Source organism: Streptomyces sp. NPDC092952, from assembly GCF_044754785.1.
GTDB lineage: Bacteria > Actinomycetota > Actinomycetes > Streptomycetales > Streptomycetaceae > Streptomyces.
Genome location: NZ_JBIVPT010000039.1, coordinates 1 through 18,394 on the forward strand (window position 1 = coordinate 1; position 18,394 = coordinate 18,394).

Sequence of the window (18,394 nt, forward strand, 5' to 3'; positions counted from 1 at the left end):
GCGTGCGCGTGCCCCTGGCTCCCGTAACCGATGACCGCGACCTTACGGCCCTGGATGATGGACAGGTCGGCGTCGTCGTCGTAGAACAGCTCGGCGGGCATGGTGGTTCTCCTTGTTTCCTGGATCGTGAGGGTGTGCGGACGGGGTGTGCGGGATATGTACTAGGCGCTCTGCGCCTCGGCGGTGACCGGGGCGGTGGCGGGGGTCAGGCGGATCGGGCGGGTCTCGCGGGTGGAGCGGTCGGCGAGGGGCCGGGAGCCGCGGCCGATCGCGATGGCGCCGGACTGGACGAGTTCCTTGATGCCGAAGCCGGCCAGCATCCGGAGCATCGCGTCGAGCTTGTCGCCGGAGCCGGTCGCTTCGAGGGTGACGGCGTCGGGTGACACGTCGACGGTTCTGGCCCGGAAGAGTTCGCCGATCTGAATGACCTGGGCCCGGGTCCCGTTGCCGGCGGCGACCTTGACCAGGACCAGTTCGCGCTGGACGGCGGAGTCCGCCTCCAGCTCCACGATCTTCAGAACGTTGACCAGCTTGTTGAGCTGCTTGGTCACCTGTTCCAGGGCCAGTTGGTTCTCGACCCGGACGACGACCGTGATCCGGGAGAGGTCGGGGTGCTCGGTGGTGCCGACCGCGAGCGAGTCGATGTTGAAGCCGCGGCGCGAGAACAGGGCGGCCACGCGGGCGAGGATGCCGGGGGTGTCCTCGACCAGGACGGAGAGCGTGTGCTGGGACATGTCGGAGGGTCCTCTCAGTCGTCCGCGAAGTCGCCGAAGTCGGGGCGTACGTCACGTGCGGCCATGATGTCGTCGTTGGAGGTACCGGCCGGGACCATCGGCCACACCATCGCGTCCTGCTGGACGATGAAGTCCACCACGACGGGGCGGTCGTTGATCGCGTTGGCCTTTTCGATGATCGCGTCGAGTTCGAGGGGGCTCTCGCAGCGCAGGCCCACACAGCCCATCGCCTCCGAGAGCTGGACGAAGTCCGGGACGCGGGTGCCCCGGTTGGTCGCGGAGCCGGTGCCCCGGGCCGAACCGGTGGAGGCGTTGGTGGCGCCTTCGTGCAGCACGGTGTTGGAGAACCGTGCCCCGTAGAAGAGGTTCTGCCACTGGCGGACCATCCCGAGAGCGCCGTTGTTGATGACGGCGACCTTGATCGGGATGTTGTTGAGCGCGCAGGTGGTGAGTTCCTGGTTGGTCATCTGGAAGCAGCCGTCGCCGTCGATCGCCCAGACCGTGCGGTCGGGGCGGCCCGCCTTGGCGCCCATCGCGGCGGGGACCGCGTACCCCATCGTCCCGGCACCGCCCGAGTTGAACCAGGTGCCCGGTTCCTCGTGCGGGAGGAACTGCGCCGCCCACATCTGGTGCTGCCCCACACCGGAAGCGAACAGCGTTCCCACCGGGGCGAGTTGGCCGATCCGCTCGATGACCTGCTGCGGGCAGAGCAGCCCGGGGTCGGCGGGGGTCCCGTAACCGCGCGGGTAGGTGGAGCGCCAGTGGTCCAGCTCCCGCCACCAGGCGGCGTAGTCCCCGACGTGTCCGTCCTCCCGGTCGGAGCGTACGGCGGCGGCGAGGGCGGCGAGGACCTCGCGGGCGTCCCCGACGATCGGGACGTCGGCGAGGCGGTTCTTGGAGATCTCCGCCGGGTCGATGTCGGCGTGGACGACCTTGGCGTGCGGGGCGAAGCCGTCCAGTCTGCCGGTGACGCGGTCGTCGAAGCGGGCGCCCAGGGCGACGATCAGGTCGGCCTTCTGGAGGGCGGCGACCGCCGCGACGTCCCCGTGCATGCCGGGCATGCCCACGTGCTGCCGGTGGCTGCCGGGGAAGGCGCCGAGCGCCATCAGGGTGGTGACCACGGGGGCGCCGGTCAGTTCGGCGAGGGCGCGCAGCTCGACCGTGGCCCGTGCCTTGAGCACGCCGCCGCCGACGTAGAGGACCGGTCGGCTCGCCCCGGCGATGAGCCGGGCGGCCTCGCGGATCTGCCCGGCGTGCGGTTTGGTGACGGGGCGGTAGCCGGGCAGCTCGGTGGCGGTGGGCCAGCGGAAGGTGGTGCTCGCCTGGAGGGCGTCCTTGGTGATGTCGATGAGCACCGGTCCGGGGCGGCCGGTGGAGGCGATCCGGAAGGCCTCGGCGACCGTCCGCGGAATGTCGTCCGCGTGGGTGACCAGGAAGTTGTGCTTGGTGACCGGCATGGTGATGCCGACGATGTCCGCCTCCTGGAAGGCGTCCGTGCCGATGGACTTGGAGGAGACCTGGCCGGTGATCGCGACCAGCGGGACGGAGTCCATGTACGCGTCGGCGATCGGGGTGACCAGGTTGGTGGCGCCGGGACCTGAGGTGGCCATGCAGACGCCGACCTTGCCGGTGGCCTGGGCGTAGCCGGTGGCCGCGTGCCCGGCACCCTGCTCGTGGCGGACCAGCACGTGGCGGAGCCGGGTGGAGTCCATCATCGGGTCGTAGGCGGGCAGGATCGCCCCGCCGGGAATGCCGAACACGGTGTCCACGCCGGCCTCTTCGAGCGACCGGATGAGGGACTGGGCGCCCGTCACGTGCCCGGCGCCGGTGTCCGGCCGCCCGGTGGCACCGGGTCGCGTGTGCGGGAGGAGGGCCGCGGGGGCCTGCTTCACAGCGTTTGACATCGTCAGTTCCAAGGGTCCGTAGGGGTGTGGGCGAGGACGTCGCGGGGAACGGCAGCCGCGGCGGGAGCGACCGGGTGGTGCGGGCCCGCCGCCGGGTGGTCACCGCGACGGACGCACCCGGCGATCCCGGTGGTCAGGGCGGGTTCTTCGCCGTCTGCGGGACGTCGCAGGTATGCCGTACGACGTCGATGCCGGCGAGCCGGCGGACCAGGAGGCCGTCCATGGTGAGCTCTCCGTGGACCGCCACCGCCGCCGCGTAGCCCCGGTCCACCGGGACGTCGACGAGGGTCCAGCCGGACGGCGGGTACGGTCCTTCGGGGCGTCCCGAGCCGACGTAGTCGAGGGACGGGTCGCGGCCGAGCCCCGTGCCGAGGCCCTTGAGGTAGGCCTCCTTGCGGGTCCACAGCCGGGCCAGTGCCCGGGGCCGGGCCGGCGGGGCGAGCGCCGCCAGTTCGGCCTGTTCGTCCACGTGCAGCATCGCGGCGAGATCCGCGGTGCCGTCCTGGTCCGGTACGAGTTCCACATCGACCCCGATGGGGGCCGCGGCGGTCCCGACGACCGCGAGGTCGCCGCGGTGGGACAGCGAGAAGAACAGCCGGTCGTCGACATCGAGCACGGTGGGTCTGCCGTGCGGTCCGCCGCAGCAGGGGCAGAGGTCCCTGCCGAGGTGGACGTCCTCGGGGCGCAGGCTCAGGTAGGAGCCGAGCAGCCGGCGGAGGGCGACATGCGCGGCCGTGAACCGGGTGCGGTCGGCGGCGTGCATGAGGGTGGCGGCACGCTGACGCTCGGTCGCGTCGAGTACCTGTTCGTCCAGGATGCCGTTGGGGACATCCGAGACCCTCAGGAGCCAGAGATCGAGTGAGCCAGGGGGTGGCAGCTCACGGACGACTCTGGGCAGCATCTGTTCCACGGGGTCTCTCCTGTTCTTGCGAGAGTGACAGGTGAGTCGGGCGTCATGGCGTCGCCGGTGCGACCGGCAGGTCGCGCCGTCGGCGCAGCGGCCCGATCAGCAGGAGCAGCGGGGTCAGGGCGAGTCCCGCGGTGAGCAGCCACAGGGTGGGCCGCAGACCGAGGGCGGTGCCGAGAGCTCCGCCGAGCAGGGATCCGAAGGGGATGGCGCCGAAGTTCGCGACCGAGACGCTGGCCGAGACGCGGCCGAGCAGCTGGGGCGGGCAGTAGCGCTGGCGGAACGCTCCCTGGATCACGTTGGCGAGGACGACGCCGAGCGAGAGGACCGCGCTCCCGACGACCAGTGCGGACAGCGTCCAGCCCGTTCCCGTCATCGGGATGAGCAGGGCGAACGGGGCGCTGGCGATGGTGGTGACGAGCAGACCGCGGGCCGATCCGAACCGTGCGATCAGCCGTTTGGAGAAGGTGGCGCCGAGGATGCCGCCGATGCTGCTGGAGGCGAGGAGCCAGCCGGTGGCCCCCTCGGGGACGCCCAGTTCCCGGATGATGAAGACCGGGATGATCGCCGCCTCGGCGGTCAGGAGCAGGTTGGTGGCGGTGCCGTACAGGGTGAGGACGCGCAGGTAGGGGTCCTTGAAGGCGTACCGGACGCCCTCCTTGATGTCCCGGCGCAGGGCCCGGTGTTCCGCCGGCCGTTCGGGGGCCGGCTCCTTGCTGCGGATGCCCAGCAGGCAGAGCGCGGAGACCAGGAAGGTCCCCGAGTTGACGAGGAGGCCGGAGGTGGCGCCGAAGATCTGGGCGAGCAGACCGCCGCCGCCGAGTCCGGCGACCTGGGCCACCGATTCGCTGCCCTGGAGCTTGGCGTTGGCCTCCTGGAGGTCCTCGGGGCCGACGAGGGAGGGCAGGTAGACCTTGTACGAGATCCCGAAGAACACCGCGGCGAACCCGTTGGCCAGGGCGACGGCGAGGAGCTGGGTCATCGTCAGGACGCCGAGCCAGCCCGCCACCGGCACGCTGGCCAGGAGGACCAGCGGGAGCACGTTGCAGACCATCATGATCGGGCGGCGCCGCATCCGGTCCACCCAGGCTCCGGCGGGCAGGCCGATCAGCAGCCAGGGCAGCCAGGGGGCGGCGGCCAGCACGCTCACCGCGAAGGTGCTCGCGTTGAGCGTGACCACCGCCACCAGGGGCATGGCGACGGCGGTGATGTTGATGCCGACGCGGTTGGTCGTCTCGCCGATCCACAGCAGCCGGAAGTCGCGGTGGCCGCGCAGTCCCTTCCCCGGAGGGAGCCCGTTCCCGTGGTCCATGGGGCGCTCGGTCACTTCTGCCGACATGAGGTCACCGCCTCGGCCACGGCCTGCGACAGCAGCGCGGCTCCGTCGCTCCAGCGGGCGCTCCGGGCGGCGGACTCGGCCCGCAGGGCGTCCAGCCGGGCGGTGAGCGCGTGGATTCCGCCGGCGGTCGAGCCGGGGCCGCCGCCGTGGGCGCAGGCCGCCATCACCCGGTCGGGGGCGAGAGCGCCGTCCTCGACGGCGTCGAAGGCCGCCGCGTCCTCCAGGGACCGGCCGGTCTCCAGGGCTCCGAGTACGGTCTCGCCGACCTGGTGGTGCGCGGCCCGGAACGGGGTCCCGTCCAGGACGAGCCGTTCCGCCAGGTACGTGGCGGAGGTGAAGCCGTCCACGGCCCGCCGCTCCATGCGGTCCCGCTCGGGCTCGGTGCCCGCCACGACCAGGCTCAGCAGGGTCACCGCGTCGGTGGTGCCGCGCAGGCCGGGCCACAGGTGCCGGACGGCCTCGGTGCCGACCGCGATGGCGTTGGTGTAGCCGCCGGTGGTCATCGCGGACGCCGCGGCGACGAAGGCGCCGAGGCTCGCGGAGGACCGGCCCTGGATGTGTTCGAGCAGGAAGGGGTTGCGTTTCTGCGGCATCATCGAGCTGGAGCCGACGAGCGTGTCACCGACCCGGAGCAGTCCGAACTCCTCGGAGGTCCAGGTGCTCAGGTCCCGTCCGGCACGGGCCAGTACGACCCCGAGGACGGCGGAGGCGGAGAGCAGTTCCAGGACGAAGTCCCGGGAGGCCACCGCGTCGACCGAGTTGGGCGCGGCGGAGTCGAAGCCGAGGAGTTCGGCGGTGCGCCGGGGGTCGATGGGTACGGAGGTGCCGCCGATCGCACCGGCGCCCAGCGGGTTGACGTCGAGCTGGCGTCCGGCGTCCAGCAGCGACCGGTAGGCCCGCAGCACTCCGGCGGCGATTCCGGCGAGGTAGTGGCCGTAGCCGATCGGGACGGCCGGCTGGCCGTGGGTGTAGGCGGGCATGACCACGTCGCGGTACTCCTCGGCCTTGGCCAGGAGCACCCCGGCCAGCCGGTCGACCGCGTCCAGCAGGGCCCGGTAGGGGGCGCGGGTCTTGAGCCGGGTGGTGGTGGCGTTGAGGTCGTTGCGCGAGCGGCCGGTGTGCAGGATGCCGCCGATGCGGTCGCCGAGCTGTGCGATGAGGTGTCCCTCGTACGCCAGGTAGACGCCGCGCGGCATCGGGAGGGCGCGGACCGGTGCGAAGTCCTGGTCGCGCAGTTCACCGATGGTGCGCAGCAGGGCGGCGGACCGGTCGGCGTCCACGATGCCGCGTTCGGTGAGCATGACCAGGTGGGCGCGGTCGACCTCGCTGATGCAGCGGAGCTCGTCGCCGAGCCCGTCGGTGGTCTCCGGCAGGTACTGGTCGTAGACGATGCGGTGCGCCTCGGCGTCGAGCGCGGCCTTGAGCCGGCCGGTGTCGACGCCCTGCGCGGTCGCCGCGGTCATGCGAGTGCCTCCTCGGTGTGCACGGCGTGGATCAGGGCCCGGCCGAGCAGGTCGACGGCCCGTCCGGCGGCCTCGGCGGCCCGCACCGAGCGGTCGGCCACGGCGATGGCATGGCCGACCCGGCCGCGGAAGTCCTCGGCGGGTCCCACCGGTTCGCCGGGGGCGCGGTAGAGCACCGCCTCGACGGTGCCGGGGACCGTGCGGGCGCGTTCCACGGCGTCGGCGAGTGCGGCGGCCGGGGCGAGGATGCCGTCCTGTGCGGCGGTGAGGAACCGGATCGAGGCGCGGGCGTAGCCGGTGCGGTCAAGTTCGGGTGCGGTGCCGAGGGCGGCGAGCACCTGGGCGCGGACCAGGTCGATGCCGCAGGCCCGGCGGACCAGTTCGGGGATCATGCCGCCGGCCAGCCGGGGGTTGACCTCGATGACGGCGGCGGACCCGGGTCCGGTGAGGCGCAGTTCGACGTGGGCGGCCCCCCAGCCGAGGCCGAGCGCGCGTACGGCGCGTACGGCGGTCTCGCGCAGGGCGATCTCCTGTGCGCCGGGGAGCGCGGCGGGCACGTCGTGGCCGGTCTCGACGAAGGAGGGCGGTGCGCCGACGTGCTTGGCGACGGTGACGACGGCCTCGGTGCCGAAGACCTCGACGGAGAACTCCGGTCCGGTCAGGTACTCCTCGACCAGGATCCGGCCCGGGGCGGCGATGCCCCGTTCGTTGACGGTGGTGGCCAGCAGGGTTCCGGCGTGTTCGGCGACCTCCGCCAGGTCGGAGCAGAGCCGTACGCCCAGGCTGCCCGAGCCCTGTACGGGTTTGACGACGACGGGCAGTCCGAGGGAGCGGGCGGCGGCGACGGCGTCGGCGGTCCCGGTGACGACCTCGAAGCCCGGTGAGCCGATGCCGGCCGCGGTGAGGGTGCGGCGCTGCTCGGCCTTGTCGCGGCAGGCCCGTACGGCCTCGGCCGAGGGGCCGGGCAGTCCGAGCCGGTACGCCAGGGCGGCGGCGGTCGGCACGTAGTACTCGGAGCTGGTCAGGACGCCCGCGAGGGTGGCGCTCCCCTCCAGGGTGCGGACGGCCGCCCACAGCGCGGTCTCGTCGGAGGTGTCGACGACGACGGTCCGCAGTCCGTCCTCGGCGGCGTAGGGGTAGCGGCCCGGGTCCGCGCACAGCAGCACGGGAACCGCGCCGAGTTCGGCGGCGCGCCGGGCGAACAGCCGTCCGGTGCCGGTGGTGTTGCTCTCCACCAGGAGCAGCAGGCGCTCGCTCATGACTCGACCACCGGCATCACCACGTCGTCGAAGCCGCGGCGGGCCCACAGCAGCCGGGACCAGGCGGCGGGGGCGTCCAGCGGGTGTTCGACGGTGACCGGGCCGTTGGCGGCGGGGGCGGGGACGATGTCCTGCTCGCGCAGCCAGTTCTCGTTGTAGACGGTGGACTGGTAGCGGTAGCCCTCGTCGGGCAGGACCATGACGACGGTGCTGTCCGGGTTGTGCTCGGCCCACCAGGACGCCACCTGGAAGGAGGCTCCGCTGGTCGGGCCCATGAACAGGCCGTGGGCGCGGTAGAGCTCGTGGGTGGCGTGGAAGGCCTCGGGGGCGGTCACCCAGTGGACCTCGTCGTACGCCGCGTGCTTGACGTTGCCGGGGTGGATGCTGCTGCCGAGTCCGCGCAGCATGCGGGGGCCGTCGGGGCTGCCGAAGATGATGCTGCCGGGGGTGTCGACGCCGATCAGGTGGAGGGCCGGGCCGGTCTGGCGCAGGGCGGCACCGAGGCCGCCGGTCGAGCCGCCGGAGCCGACCGGGCCGACCAGGCAGTCGACGGATCCGACGGTGTCGCCGATCAGGTCGGCGACGATGCCGTAGGCGCCGGGGTTGTCGGGGTTGTCGTACTGGCCGGGGACGAAGGCGTCGGGGTACTGGCGGCGCAGCTCGGCGACGCGGGCGAGCCGGGCGCCCTGGATGCCGCCGGCCTGGCCGGTGTGCTCGACGATCTCCACGGTCGTGCCGAGCATTTCGAGCCGGGTGCGCAGGTCCCGGTCGATCGCGGAGTCGCCGACGATGGTCAGCGGGTAGCCGCGCAGCCGGCAGACCATGGCCAGGCCCAGGGCGAAGGTGCCCGAGGAGGTCTCGATGATCCGGGTTCCCGGGGAGATGAGTCCGGCCGCCTCGGCGCGGTCGAGGATGTAGCGGGCGGGCAGCAGCTTCATCAGGCTGAAGGCAGCGGCGTAGAGGTTGTCGGTCACCTTGATGATGCGGGGCAGCTCCGTCGCCTCGACGATCGAGGAGTGCGCCTTGGGGAGTGTGGTCGTCGTCATGTCAGTCACCCGTTGTGTAGTTCCACTGCTCGTGGATTCCGAGCTCTTGGAGGAGGTCCTGGGCCAGTTCGGTGCGCGCCTCGACCTCGGGGTCGTCCCGGTCGAAGAGGAGACCCGCGATGTCCCCGCTGTGTGCCGCCTGTATGCCGACGGCTCCGGTGGTCCGTGCGATGTCCCGGATGCGGTCGAGTTCCGGGATCGGCAGATGACGCTGGTTGATCTCCGTGCTGGCCGTGGCGACCGAGCCCAGCAGGGCCACGTCCTTCATCTGGATGGCCTCCCGGAGCATCGCCTGCAGCCGGGTGAAGAGGTCGACCTCGTCCTGTCCGTAGCGGGCCGGGGAGAGGGCCAGGGTGTCCACGCCGCGTCCGCCGTTCTCGGGACGGGAGCCGAAGCCGAGGACCCGCAGGGCGGGCATCCGGTAGCCGAAGTCCTCGATCACGGTGCCCTCGCGCTGGGCGAACAGGACGGTCGAGTCCTCGAACATCAGGGAGTCGGACGCGGTCTCCGCCCGTACCGCGATGCGGGCGACCTCCTGTGCGGGGAGGGGGCTGACGAAGGCGTCCTTCACCGCCCAGATCGCCGCCAGGACGTCGCTGGTGGAGGAGCCGAAGCCCCGGCACAGCGGTACGTCGCCGCTGAGGTCCAGGTGTCCCCCGGCCGGCCCGGCGTCCGGCGGGGTCACGGCGCGGACCGCGAGTTCGGCGGCGCGTCGGGCCTTGCCCTTCCAGGACGGTGTGACGGTGACCTCGGCTCCGGGGGCGGGGATGAAGGTCGCGCGGGTCACGTGGATGGTGCAGGGAAGTGTGACGAGCCCTCGGGTGAGCCCGCCGTCGCCGGGGAACACCCCTTGCAGGATCTCGCCGTGGTGGACGGGGGCCGAAGCTACCCCGACACGCCAGCCGGAATGATCAACCATTTCCTTGACTTTCTGTCGCCGGGAGCTGGGGCCTGCGGATGACCTCACGCTATGCGGGCGACGGGTCCCTGCCCGGCGGAGGAAGCGGCAGCCCGCGGGCAATTGGGGGTGCCGGTCCGCCGCACGCGAAGGTGCCCGGACCCACCGTGATCGGCGGGTCCGGGCACCTTCGGGGCGTGGGTCAGTGGCGCACCCCCCGCAACTCCTCGGCCAGGATCTTCCCTATCTCGCGCAGGGGTTCGGCCGTGGTCATGTCCCAGTGCTCGCAGTCGATGTCGTACTCCTCGACGCGGCCCCCGACATGGGGGGCCCAGGCCTGGGACCCGCTGCTCGCGGCGGGGGTGCGGGCGGCGTTGAAGAACACCGCGTCGCCGCCGAACCGGCGCCGGGGCACGTACCGGTAGCGCATCTCCAGGTTGGCCGCGGTCGCGGTGACGACCGCCGCGGCCTGGTCGGGTTCGAGTGCGCCGAGGACGGCGTCCTCGGCGCGCAGGACGGCGGCCAGTTCCCCGGCGTCCGGGGCGGTGTCGGCGCACCGTACGCCGATGTCGGCGCCACGGCCGCCGAGCAGGGCGGTCAGCACCTCCCGGCCGGTGATGGCGGGTGCCCGGAATCCGTCGGGCAGCGGGTAGGAGTCGAGCAGGGCCAGCAGGGCGACCTCCTCGCCCTGCTCCTCCAGCCGGGCGGCGATGGCCTGCGCGACCAGCCCGCCGAACGACCAGCCGAGCAGGTGGTACGGGCCGTGGGCCTGGGCCGACCGGATCTGGGCCACGTAGCTCTCGGCCATCTCCTCGATGCCGGCGGGCCGGTCCGCGGGGTGGGTCAGCTCCCGGGCCTGGAGGCCGAGGAGCGGCCGCCGGCCGATGTGCCGGAGCAGTCCGGCGTACGACCAGCTCATCCCGGAGATCGCGTGCACGCAGAACAGCGGGGCCTCGGTGGAGTCGGCGGACGCGGCCCGGATCGGGAGGAGCGTCTCCATCGGGTCGCCGCCGGTGCTGGTGGCGATGTGTTCGGCGAGCAGGACGGGGGTCGGGCACTGGAACAGGTCGCGGATGGTGACCTTGGTGTCCCAGATGGAGCGGATGCGGCCGATGAGCCGGGTGGCGAGCAGGGAGTGCCCGCCGAGCTGGAAGAAGTGGTCGTCGATGGTGACCTGGCCGAGGCCCAGGACCTCCGCGTAGAGGCCGCAGAGCACTTCCTCGGCGGGGGTGCGCGGGGCCCGGCCGCCGGCCGTGTCGGCCTGTGCCGGTTCGGGCAGGGCGCGCCGGTCGAGCTTGCCGTTGACCGTCAGCGGCAGCGCGTCCAGCGGCACGATGGTGGCGGGGACCATGTACTCGGGCAGGGCGGCCACCGCGTGCCGGCGCAGCTCGGGGAGGTCGGCCTCGGCACCCTCGACGGGCACCACGTACGCCACCAGTCGTTTGTCGCCGGGCCGGTCCTCGCGGATCAGCACCGCCGCCTGGGCGAGGGAGGGGTGCCGCAGCAGCGCCGATTCGATCTCACCCGGCTCGATGCGGAAGCCCCGCAACTTGATCTGCTGGTCGGCCCGGCCGAAATACTCCAGGGCCCCGTCCTGGCTCCAGCGGGCCAGGTCGCCGGTGCGGTACATCCGTGAGCCGGGCGCGCCGTGCGGGTCGGCGACGAAGCGTTCCGCGCTGAGCGCGGGCTGCCCGATGTAGCCGTGGGCGAGGCCGTGGCCGGCGACGTAGAGCTCGCCGGGGACGCCGGGCGGCAGCATCCGGAGGTTCTCGTCCAGGACGTAGGCGTGCTTGCCGGCGATGGGGCGGCCGATCGGGATGGCGGGGGCGGGTCCGGTGAGGGTGTGGGTGGTGGTGAAGCCCATGCTCTCGGCGGGCCCGTAGCCGTTGACGAGGTGGAGGTGGGGGTGGTCGGCGAGGGCGCGGGCGGTGTGGGCGGGCGAGGCGGCCTCGCCCGCGGTCATGGCCTCCTTGATCCGGGAGAAGACCGCCGGGTGCTCGTCGAGCATGTGGTTGAAAAGGCTCGCCGACATCTGGAGGGTGGTGATGCCGTGCTGTTCGACGAGTTCGGCGATCTGGTGCGGGTCGGTGTGCTGGCCGGGCTGGAGGACGCAGACGCCGCCGTGGAGCAGGGGCCCGAAGACCTCCAGGGCGAAGGCGTCCCAGGAGACCGGGGAGCTCTGCAGATAGGTCTGGCCGGGGCCGAAGTCCAGGTAGTCGGGGCCGATGAAGGTGGCGGCGAGCGCCCGGTGCGAGGCGGCGACGCCCTTGGGCACTCCGGTGGATCCGGAGGTGAACATCACGCAGGCGATGGACTCGGGGTGCCCGCCGGTCTCCACCGGTGTTCCGGGCAGGGCACTGATCGCCGGGATCTCCTCGGTGAGGTCGATCAGGGTGGCCCGGGTGGACAGGGGGGTGAGGTGGGCCTGGGTGACGAGGGCCGCCGGGCCGGTCTGGCCGAGGACGGTGTTCAGCCGGTCGGCCGGGAACTGCGGGTCGAGCAGGGTGTATCCGGCTCCGGCCTTCAGCGCGGCGAGCAGGGTGGCGACGAGTTGCGGGGAGCGTTCGACGTGGATGGCGACGATGCTGCCGGGGGTGACGCCCCGCCAGGTGAGGTGGCGGGCCAGCCGGTTCGACCAGATGTCGAGTTCCTCGTAGGTGATCCGCTGCTCCTCGTGGACCAGGGCGACGGAGTGCGGGGTGCGCCGGGCCTGTTCGACGAAGAGTGCGTCGAGTCCGAGGGCGGGTGCCTGGGTCTGTGCCCCGCTCCACTCCCGCAGTTGCTCCCGCTCCTGCCCGGAGGCCATCTCCAGGGCGCCGAGCGGCAGGTCGGGGCCGGCGACGGCGCCGGTGAGGAGCCGGACGAGCCGGTCGGCGGCGGTGGTGACGGTCCGTGCGTCGTAGAGGTCGGTGGTGTACTCGATCATGATGTCGAGGCCGTCGGGCCGGCCGTCCGGGGACCGGTTCTCGGCGAACGCGAAGGTGAGGTCGAACTTGGCGACGGCGACCGGCGGGAAGTCGAAGCCGGTCTCCAGCCCGGCCAGTTGCGGAGGCGCGCCGCCGGTGTCGCCGACGGTGAGCATGACCTGGAAGAGCGGGTGGCGGGCGCTGGTGCGCTCCGGGTTGAGGGCTTCGACGATCCGGTCGAAGGGCAGGTCCTGGTGGGCCCAGGCCGCGAGGTCGGTCTCCCGGACCCGCGTGAGCAGTTCGCGGAAGGTGGGGTCGCCGCTGGTGTCGGTGCGCAGGACCAGGGTGTTGACGAAGAAGCCGACGAGGTCGTCGAGCTTCTGGTCGGTGCGTCCGGCGACGGGTGAGCCGAGCGGGATGTCGTGTCCGGCGCCGGACCGGGAGAGCAGGGTCGCCACGGCGGCCTGGGCCACCATGAACAGGGTGGTGCCGGTCTCCTGGGCCAGCTCCGTCAGGGCGGTGTGCAGTTCGGCGGAGCAGCGCACGGCGTGGGTGCGGCCCTTGTTGGAGGCGACGGCCGGGCGGGCGTGGTCGGTGGGGAGGGTGGCCTCCTCGGGCAGGTCGGCGAGGACGCCGCGCCAGTGGTCGAGCTGGCGTTCCTCGACGTCGGCCAGGAGGCGCCGCTGCCAGAGGGAGTAGTCGGCGTACTGGACGGGGAGCGGCTCCCACTCGGGGGCGGTGCCGCCGGTGCGTGCCTCGTAGGCGGTGGCGAGGTCGCGGAAGAGCGGCCCGTTGGACCAGCCGTCGGAGGCGATGTGGTGGATGACGAGTCCGAGCACATGGTGGTCGGCCCCGGTCCGCAGCAGCCGGGCCCGCAGCGGCGGTTCGGCCGCCAGGTCGAAGGTCCGGCCGGCCAGGTCGGCCAGGTGCTGGTCGAGTTCCTCCTCGGTGGTCTCGGTCAGGGGGAGTTCGAGGTCGGCCGGGGGCAGGATGTGCTGGTACGGGGTCCCTTCGTGGACGGGGAAGACGGTGCGCAGCCCCTCGTGGCGGGTGGTGAGGTCGGTGAGCGCCAGCCGCAGCGCCTCCCGGTCCAGCGTTCCCTTCAACCGCAGGGCGAGGGGAATGTTGTACGTGGCGGACGGCCCCTCCATCTGGTCGAGGAACCACAGCCGCTGCTGCGCCGACGACAGCGGCACCCGCTCCGGACGCTCCTCCGGCAGCAGCGCGGGGCGCCGGGCCTCGCTGTTCTCGGCGGCGATCCGTTCGGCGAGCTGGGCGACGGTGGCGTACTGGAACAGGTCCCGGATGGTGATCTCGGTCTCCCACACCGCCCGGATGCGGCTGATGAGCCGGGTGGCGAGCAGGGAGTGTCCGCCGCGTCGGAAGAAGTGGTCGTCGATGGTGACCGACGGGAGTCCGAGGACGGCGGCGAAGAGTCCGCAGAGGACCTCCTCGGCGGGTGTCCGGGGTGTCCGGCCGTCGGTGCCGGTGGTGTGGAGCGGGGCGGGCAGGGCGCGCCGGTCGACCTTGCCGTTGGTGGTGAGCGGGATCGCGTCGAGGACCATGAAGGCGGACGGGACCATGTACTCGGGCAGGGCGCCGGCGATCTCGCGGTGCACCTCCTCGGTGTCGATCCGGGCGCCGTCGGCGGCGACCAGGTAGGCGACGAGACGTTTGTCGCCCGGCCGGTCCTCGCGGACCATGACGGTGGCCTGGCCCACGCTCGGGTGGGCGGCCAGGGCGCTCTCGATCTCGCCGAGTTCGATGCGGAAGCCGCGGAGTTTGATCTGCTGGTCGGCCCGGCCCAGGTATTCGAGGGAGCCTTCGCGGTTCCACCGGACCAGGTCCCCGGTGCGGTACATCCGGGTGCCGGCCGGGCCGTAGGGGTCGGCGACGAAGCGTTCGGCGGTCAGCGAGGCGCGGTTGAGGTAGCCCTGCGCGAGACCGGCTCCGGCGATGTACAGCTCGCCGGGGGCGCCGGGCGGGGCGAGTCCCAAGGCTTCGTCGAGGACGTACAACCGGTGGTTGTCCAGGGCCTCGCCGATCGGGATCGCGCCCGCCTGGTCGAGGGGGCGGTGGATGCGGTGGGTGGCGGCGAAGGTGGTGGTCTCGGTGGGGCCGTAGCCGTTGACGACGGTGGTGTCGGGGCAGTGGTCCATGACCCGGCGCACGGCCTCCGGCGGAACGACGTCGCCTCCGGCCCACACCTCCCGCACCCCGGCGAACGCGCCGGGGGCCTCCTCGGCCATGACCCGGAAGAGCCCGGCGGTCATCCAGAGCGCGGTGATCCGGTGCTCGGAGAGCAGCCGCTGGTAGTCGGTGGGGGCGAGGTGGCCGCGCGGGGCCACGACGACCGTGCGGCCGTTCAGCCAGGGCACCCAGATCTCGTACGTCGACGCGTCGAAGGCGGCCGGGGAGTGGAACAGGACCCGCCGGTGGTTGCCGTTGCCGTACATGGTCTGTGCGGCCAGGTCGGCGACGTTGCGGTGGGTGACCGCGACGCCCTTGGGGACCCCGGTCGAGCCGGAGGTGAACATCGCGTACACCGGCTGGTCGGGGTGGATGGTGTGGTCGGGGGCGGTGGCGGGCAGCCGGTCGAGGTCGAGGTCCTCGCCCAGGACGATGACCCGGGCCCCGGTGTCGAGGACGACCTGGTGGTCGGCGAGGGCCCGGTCGGTGAGGAGGACCGGGGCCCGGGTGTCGGCGAGGATCTGGACGAGCCGGCTGTCCGGGTCGGTGGTGTTCAGCGGGGCGTAGACGGCTCCGGCCTTGACCACGGCGAGCAGGGCGGTGAGCAGGTCGGTCGAGCGTTCCATCAGGACGGCGACGACGTCGTGGCGCCGGACGCCGGTGTCGACGAGGTGGTGGGCGAGCCGGTTGGTGACGTCGTCGAGTTCGGCGTAGGTCAGGTCGTGGTCCTCGTCGACGAGGGCGACGGCGTCGGGGGTGCGGGCGGCCTGTGCGGAGAACAGCTCCGCGAGGCTGAGGTCCGGGCTGCCGGTGGCGGCGCCGCCGCGCTCCTCCAGGAGCAGCCGCCGCTCGTGCTCGCCGAGGAGGTCGAGGACGGAGAGCGGGGTGTCGGGCGAGGTGACCACGGCTTCCAGCAGCCGGTTCAGCCGCGCCATCAGGGCGTCGATGGTCGGGGCGTCGTAGAGGTCGGTGGCGTACTCGATGGTGATGTCCAGGCCGTCGGGGCGGCCGTCGCGGGTGCGGTGCTCGGCGAAGCCGAACGTCAGGTCGAACTTGGCGATCTGGAGGGACCGGTATTCGGTGCGGGCGTCGAGCCCGGGGAAGCCGATGGCGTCGGACCCGGCCTCGCCCATGGTGAGCATCACCTGGAAGAGCGGGTGGCGGGAGGCGGAGCGCTCGGGGTTCAGCACCTCGACCAGCCGGTCGAAGGGCAGGTCCTGGTTGTCCCAGGCGGCCAGGTCGGTCCTGCGGGCCCGGGAGAGCAGTTCGCGGAAGCTCGGGTCGCCGGTCAGGTCGGTACGGAGCACCAGGGTGTTGACGAAGAAGCCGACGAGTCCGTCGAGCGCCTCGTCGATGCGCCCGGAGACCGGCGAGCCGATCGGGATGTCGTGCCCGGCGCCGGAGCGGGACAGGACGGTCGCCACGGCGGCCTGGACCGCCATGAACAGGGTGGCGCCGGATTCCCGGGCGAGGTGGGTCAGCCCGATGTGGAGTTCGGCGGGCAGCCGGACGTCGCAGGTCGCGCCAACGTACGAGGCGGAGGCGGGGCGGGGCCGGTCGGCCGGCAGGGTGGCCTCCTCGGGCAGCCCGTCCAGGGTCTGCCGCCAGAACTCCAGCTGGCGTGCCCCGGCGCTCTCCGGGTCGTCGCCGTCGCCGAGGAGTTCCTGCTGCCAGAGGGTGTAGTCGGCGTACTGGACCGGCAGCGGCTCCCAGGCGGGGGCGGTGCCCCCGGCGCGGGCCTCGTAGGCGGTGGCGAGGTCTTCGAGGAGCGGGGCCGTCGAGCCGCCGTCGGACACGATGTGGTGCATCACGACGAGCAGGACGTGCTCCCGCTCGCCGAGGGCGATCAGGCGGGCCCGCAGCGGCAGGTCCTTCTCCAGGTGGAAGACCTGCGCGGACTCCTCGGTGAGGACGGCCTGGAGCGTCTCGTCGTCGGCCGGGACGACGGGCAGCGGGAGTTCGACGTCCTCCTCCGCCAGGATGTGCTGGTACGGGGTGCCGTCCTGGTCGGGGAAGAGGGTGCGCAGGCTCTCGTGTCTGCCGACCACGTCCAGGAGCGCCGAGTGGAGGGCCCCGCGGTCGAGGTCACCACCCAGCCGGACCGCGAGCGGGATGTTGTAGGTGGTGGACGGCCCTTCCATCTGCGCGATGAACCAGAGCCGCTGCTGGGCGAAGGACAAGGGAATCACTTGGTCACTCCCATCCGGCGCATCGGCCGAAGTTTGGGCCGTGCGGCCCCGCCGGCGTCGAGCTTCTCGACGAGCGTGGCCACGATCGGGTTTTCGAAGAGGGTCGCGACGGAGAGTTCGACTCCGAGCGCGGTACGGATCCGGCCGACGAGCCGGGTGGCGAGGAGCGAGTGCCCGCCGAGGTCGAAGAAGTGGTCGTCGATGGTGGCCGAGGGAAGTCCGAGGATCTCCGCGAAGAGTCCGCAGAGCACTTCCTCCCGGGCGTTGCGCGGGGCGCGTCCGGCGGGTGCGCTGTCGATCTGCGGGGCGGGCAGGGCACGCCGGTCGACCTTGCCGTTGACGGTGAGCGGGATCGCGTCGAGGACCACGAAGGCGGACGGGACCATGTAGTCGGGCAGCAGCCCGGCCATCTGCCGCTGCAGGTCGGCGGTTTCGGTCCCGGCGTTCTCCTCGGCGGCGACCAGGTAGGCGACGAGGCGTTTGTCGCCGGGCCGGTCCTCGCGGACGACGACGGTGGCCTGGGCGACACCCGGCAGGCCGGCGAGGACGGTCTCGATCTCGGCGAGTTCGATGCGGAAGCCGCGGAGTTTGACCTGCTGGTCGGCCCGGCCCTGGTATTCGAGGGAGCCCTCCCGGTTCCACCGGACCAGGTCCCCGGTGCGGTACATCCGGGCACCGGCCGGCCCGTACGGATCGGCGACGAACCGGTCCGCCGTCAGCTGCGGCCGGTCCAGATAACCCTGCGCCAGCCCCGCACCCGCGATGTACAGCTCACCCGGCGTCCCCGGCGGAACCAGCCGCAACCCCTCGTCCAGAACATACAACCGGTGGTTGTCCAACGGCTCACCGATCGGGATCGCACCCGCGTGCTCCAGGGGGCGGCGGATGCGGTGGGTGGTCGCGAAGGTGGTGGTCTCGGTCGGGCCGTAGCCGTTGACGACGGTGGTGTCGGGGCAGCGGTCCATGACCCGGCGCACGGCCTCCGGCGGAACGACGTCACCACCGGCCCACACCTCCCGCACCCCGGCGAACGCCTCCGGGATCTCCTCCGCCATGAGCCGGAAGAGCCCGGCGGTGAGCCAGATCGAGGTGATCCGGTGCCGGCTCAGCAGTCGCACGTAGTCGGCCGGGGCGAGGTGGCCGGCGGGGGCGACGACGAGGGTCCCGCCGTTGAGCCAGGGCACCCACATCTCGTACGTCGACGCGTCGAACGCCATCGCCGAATGGAACAGCACCCGGCCATGGTTCCCGTTCGCATACATCGACTGTCCGGCCAGGTCCGCCACGTTGCGGTGGGTGACCGCGACCCCCTTCGGGACCCCGGTCGAACCCGAGGTGAACATCGCGTACACCGGCTGGTCCGGATGGACCACCACACCCGGATCCGACGACGCCACGGCCTCACCCGCCACCGGCCCCAACACCCGCACGCCCGCAGGCACCACCACCGAACCCGGATCACGATCGGTGACCAGATGAGTCACACCGGACTGACCGACGATCAACTCGACCCGCTCCGCCGGATAACGGGTGTCCAACGGCACATACACCGCACCCGC

The 18,394-nt window shown here is 72.4% G+C and carries 11 protein-coding genes; all 11 read right to left on the reverse strand.

From position 1 onward, the window contains the following. A partial coding sequence (locus tag ACIQGQ_RS36535; RefSeq protein ID WP_350986285.1) for a hypothetical protein occupies nt 1-101 on the reverse strand: 101 nt, incomplete at its 3' end. A gap of 60 nt (nt 102-161) precedes the next feature. After that, nucleotides 162-734 (reverse strand): acetolactate synthase small subunit, encoded by a 573-nt coding sequence (ilvN, locus tag ACIQGQ_RS36540; protein WP_352281077.1) that lies wholly within the window; start codon nt 732-734, stop codon nt 162-164. Between the two features lie 14 nt (nt 735-748). After that, the gene (locus ACIQGQ_RS36545; RefSeq protein WP_402404808.1) at nt 749-2,638 is read right to left on the reverse strand and encodes an acetolactate synthase large subunit; all 1,890 of its coding nucleotides are present in this window, start codon (nt 2,636-2,638) and stop codon (nt 749-751) included. A 133-nt stretch (nt 2,639-2,771) separates the two neighbouring features. Then, nucleotides 2,772-3,539 carry a 4'-phosphopantetheinyl transferase family protein gene (locus tag ACIQGQ_RS36550; protein ID WP_402404830.1) on the reverse strand — a complete coding sequence of 256 codons (768 nt, stop codon included), beginning with the start codon at nt 3,537-3,539 and terminating at the stop codon, nt 2,772-2,774. Nucleotides 3,540-3,591: 52 nt separating this feature from the next. Continuing rightward, nucleotides 3,592-4,884, reverse strand: a complete 1,293-nt coding sequence (locus tag ACIQGQ_RS36555) for an MFS transporter (RefSeq protein WP_402404811.1) — start codon at nt 4,882-4,884, stop codon at nt 3,592-3,594. Next, nucleotides 4,869-6,347 carry an argininosuccinate lyase gene (gene argH, locus ACIQGQ_RS36560; protein WP_402404813.1) on the reverse strand — a complete coding sequence of 493 codons (1,479 nt, stop codon included), beginning with the start codon at nt 6,345-6,347 and terminating at the stop codon, nt 4,869-4,871. Before argH ends, ACIQGQ_RS36555 begins: the two co-directional genes overlap by 16 nt. Further along, a complete protein-coding gene (locus ACIQGQ_RS36565; protein WP_402404816.1) occupies nt 6,344-7,606 on the reverse strand; it encodes an ATP-grasp domain-containing protein in 1,263 nt (420 codons plus the stop codon). Before ACIQGQ_RS36565 ends, argH begins: the two co-directional genes overlap by 4 nt. Further along, nucleotides 7,603-8,652, reverse strand: coding sequence for a PLP-dependent cysteine synthase family protein (locus ACIQGQ_RS36570; RefSeq protein WP_402404819.1), 1,050 nt, complete (start codon nt 8,650-8,652; stop codon nt 7,603-7,605). The genes ACIQGQ_RS36565 and ACIQGQ_RS36570 overlap by 4 nt, the downstream gene beginning before the upstream one ends. A gap of 1 nt (nt 8,653) precedes the next feature. After that, complete coding sequence (locus tag ACIQGQ_RS36575) at nt 8,654-9,571, reverse strand: kinase (protein ID WP_352281066.1); 918 nt, start codon at nt 9,569-9,571, stop codon at nt 8,654-8,656. 181 nt (nt 9,572-9,752) lie between these two features. Further along, nucleotides 9,753-16,835: an amino acid adenylation domain-containing protein gene (locus ACIQGQ_RS36580; protein WP_402404823.1), complete on the reverse strand. Its 7,083-nt coding sequence runs from the start codon at nt 16,833-16,835 to the stop codon at nt 9,753-9,755. Continuing rightward, nucleotides 16,832-18,394, reverse strand: a 1,563-nt coding sequence (locus ACIQGQ_RS36585; RefSeq protein ID WP_402404826.1) for an amino acid adenylation domain-containing protein, incomplete at its 5' end; no start/stop codon positions are given. The genes ACIQGQ_RS36585 and ACIQGQ_RS36580, both read right to left, overlap by 4 nt.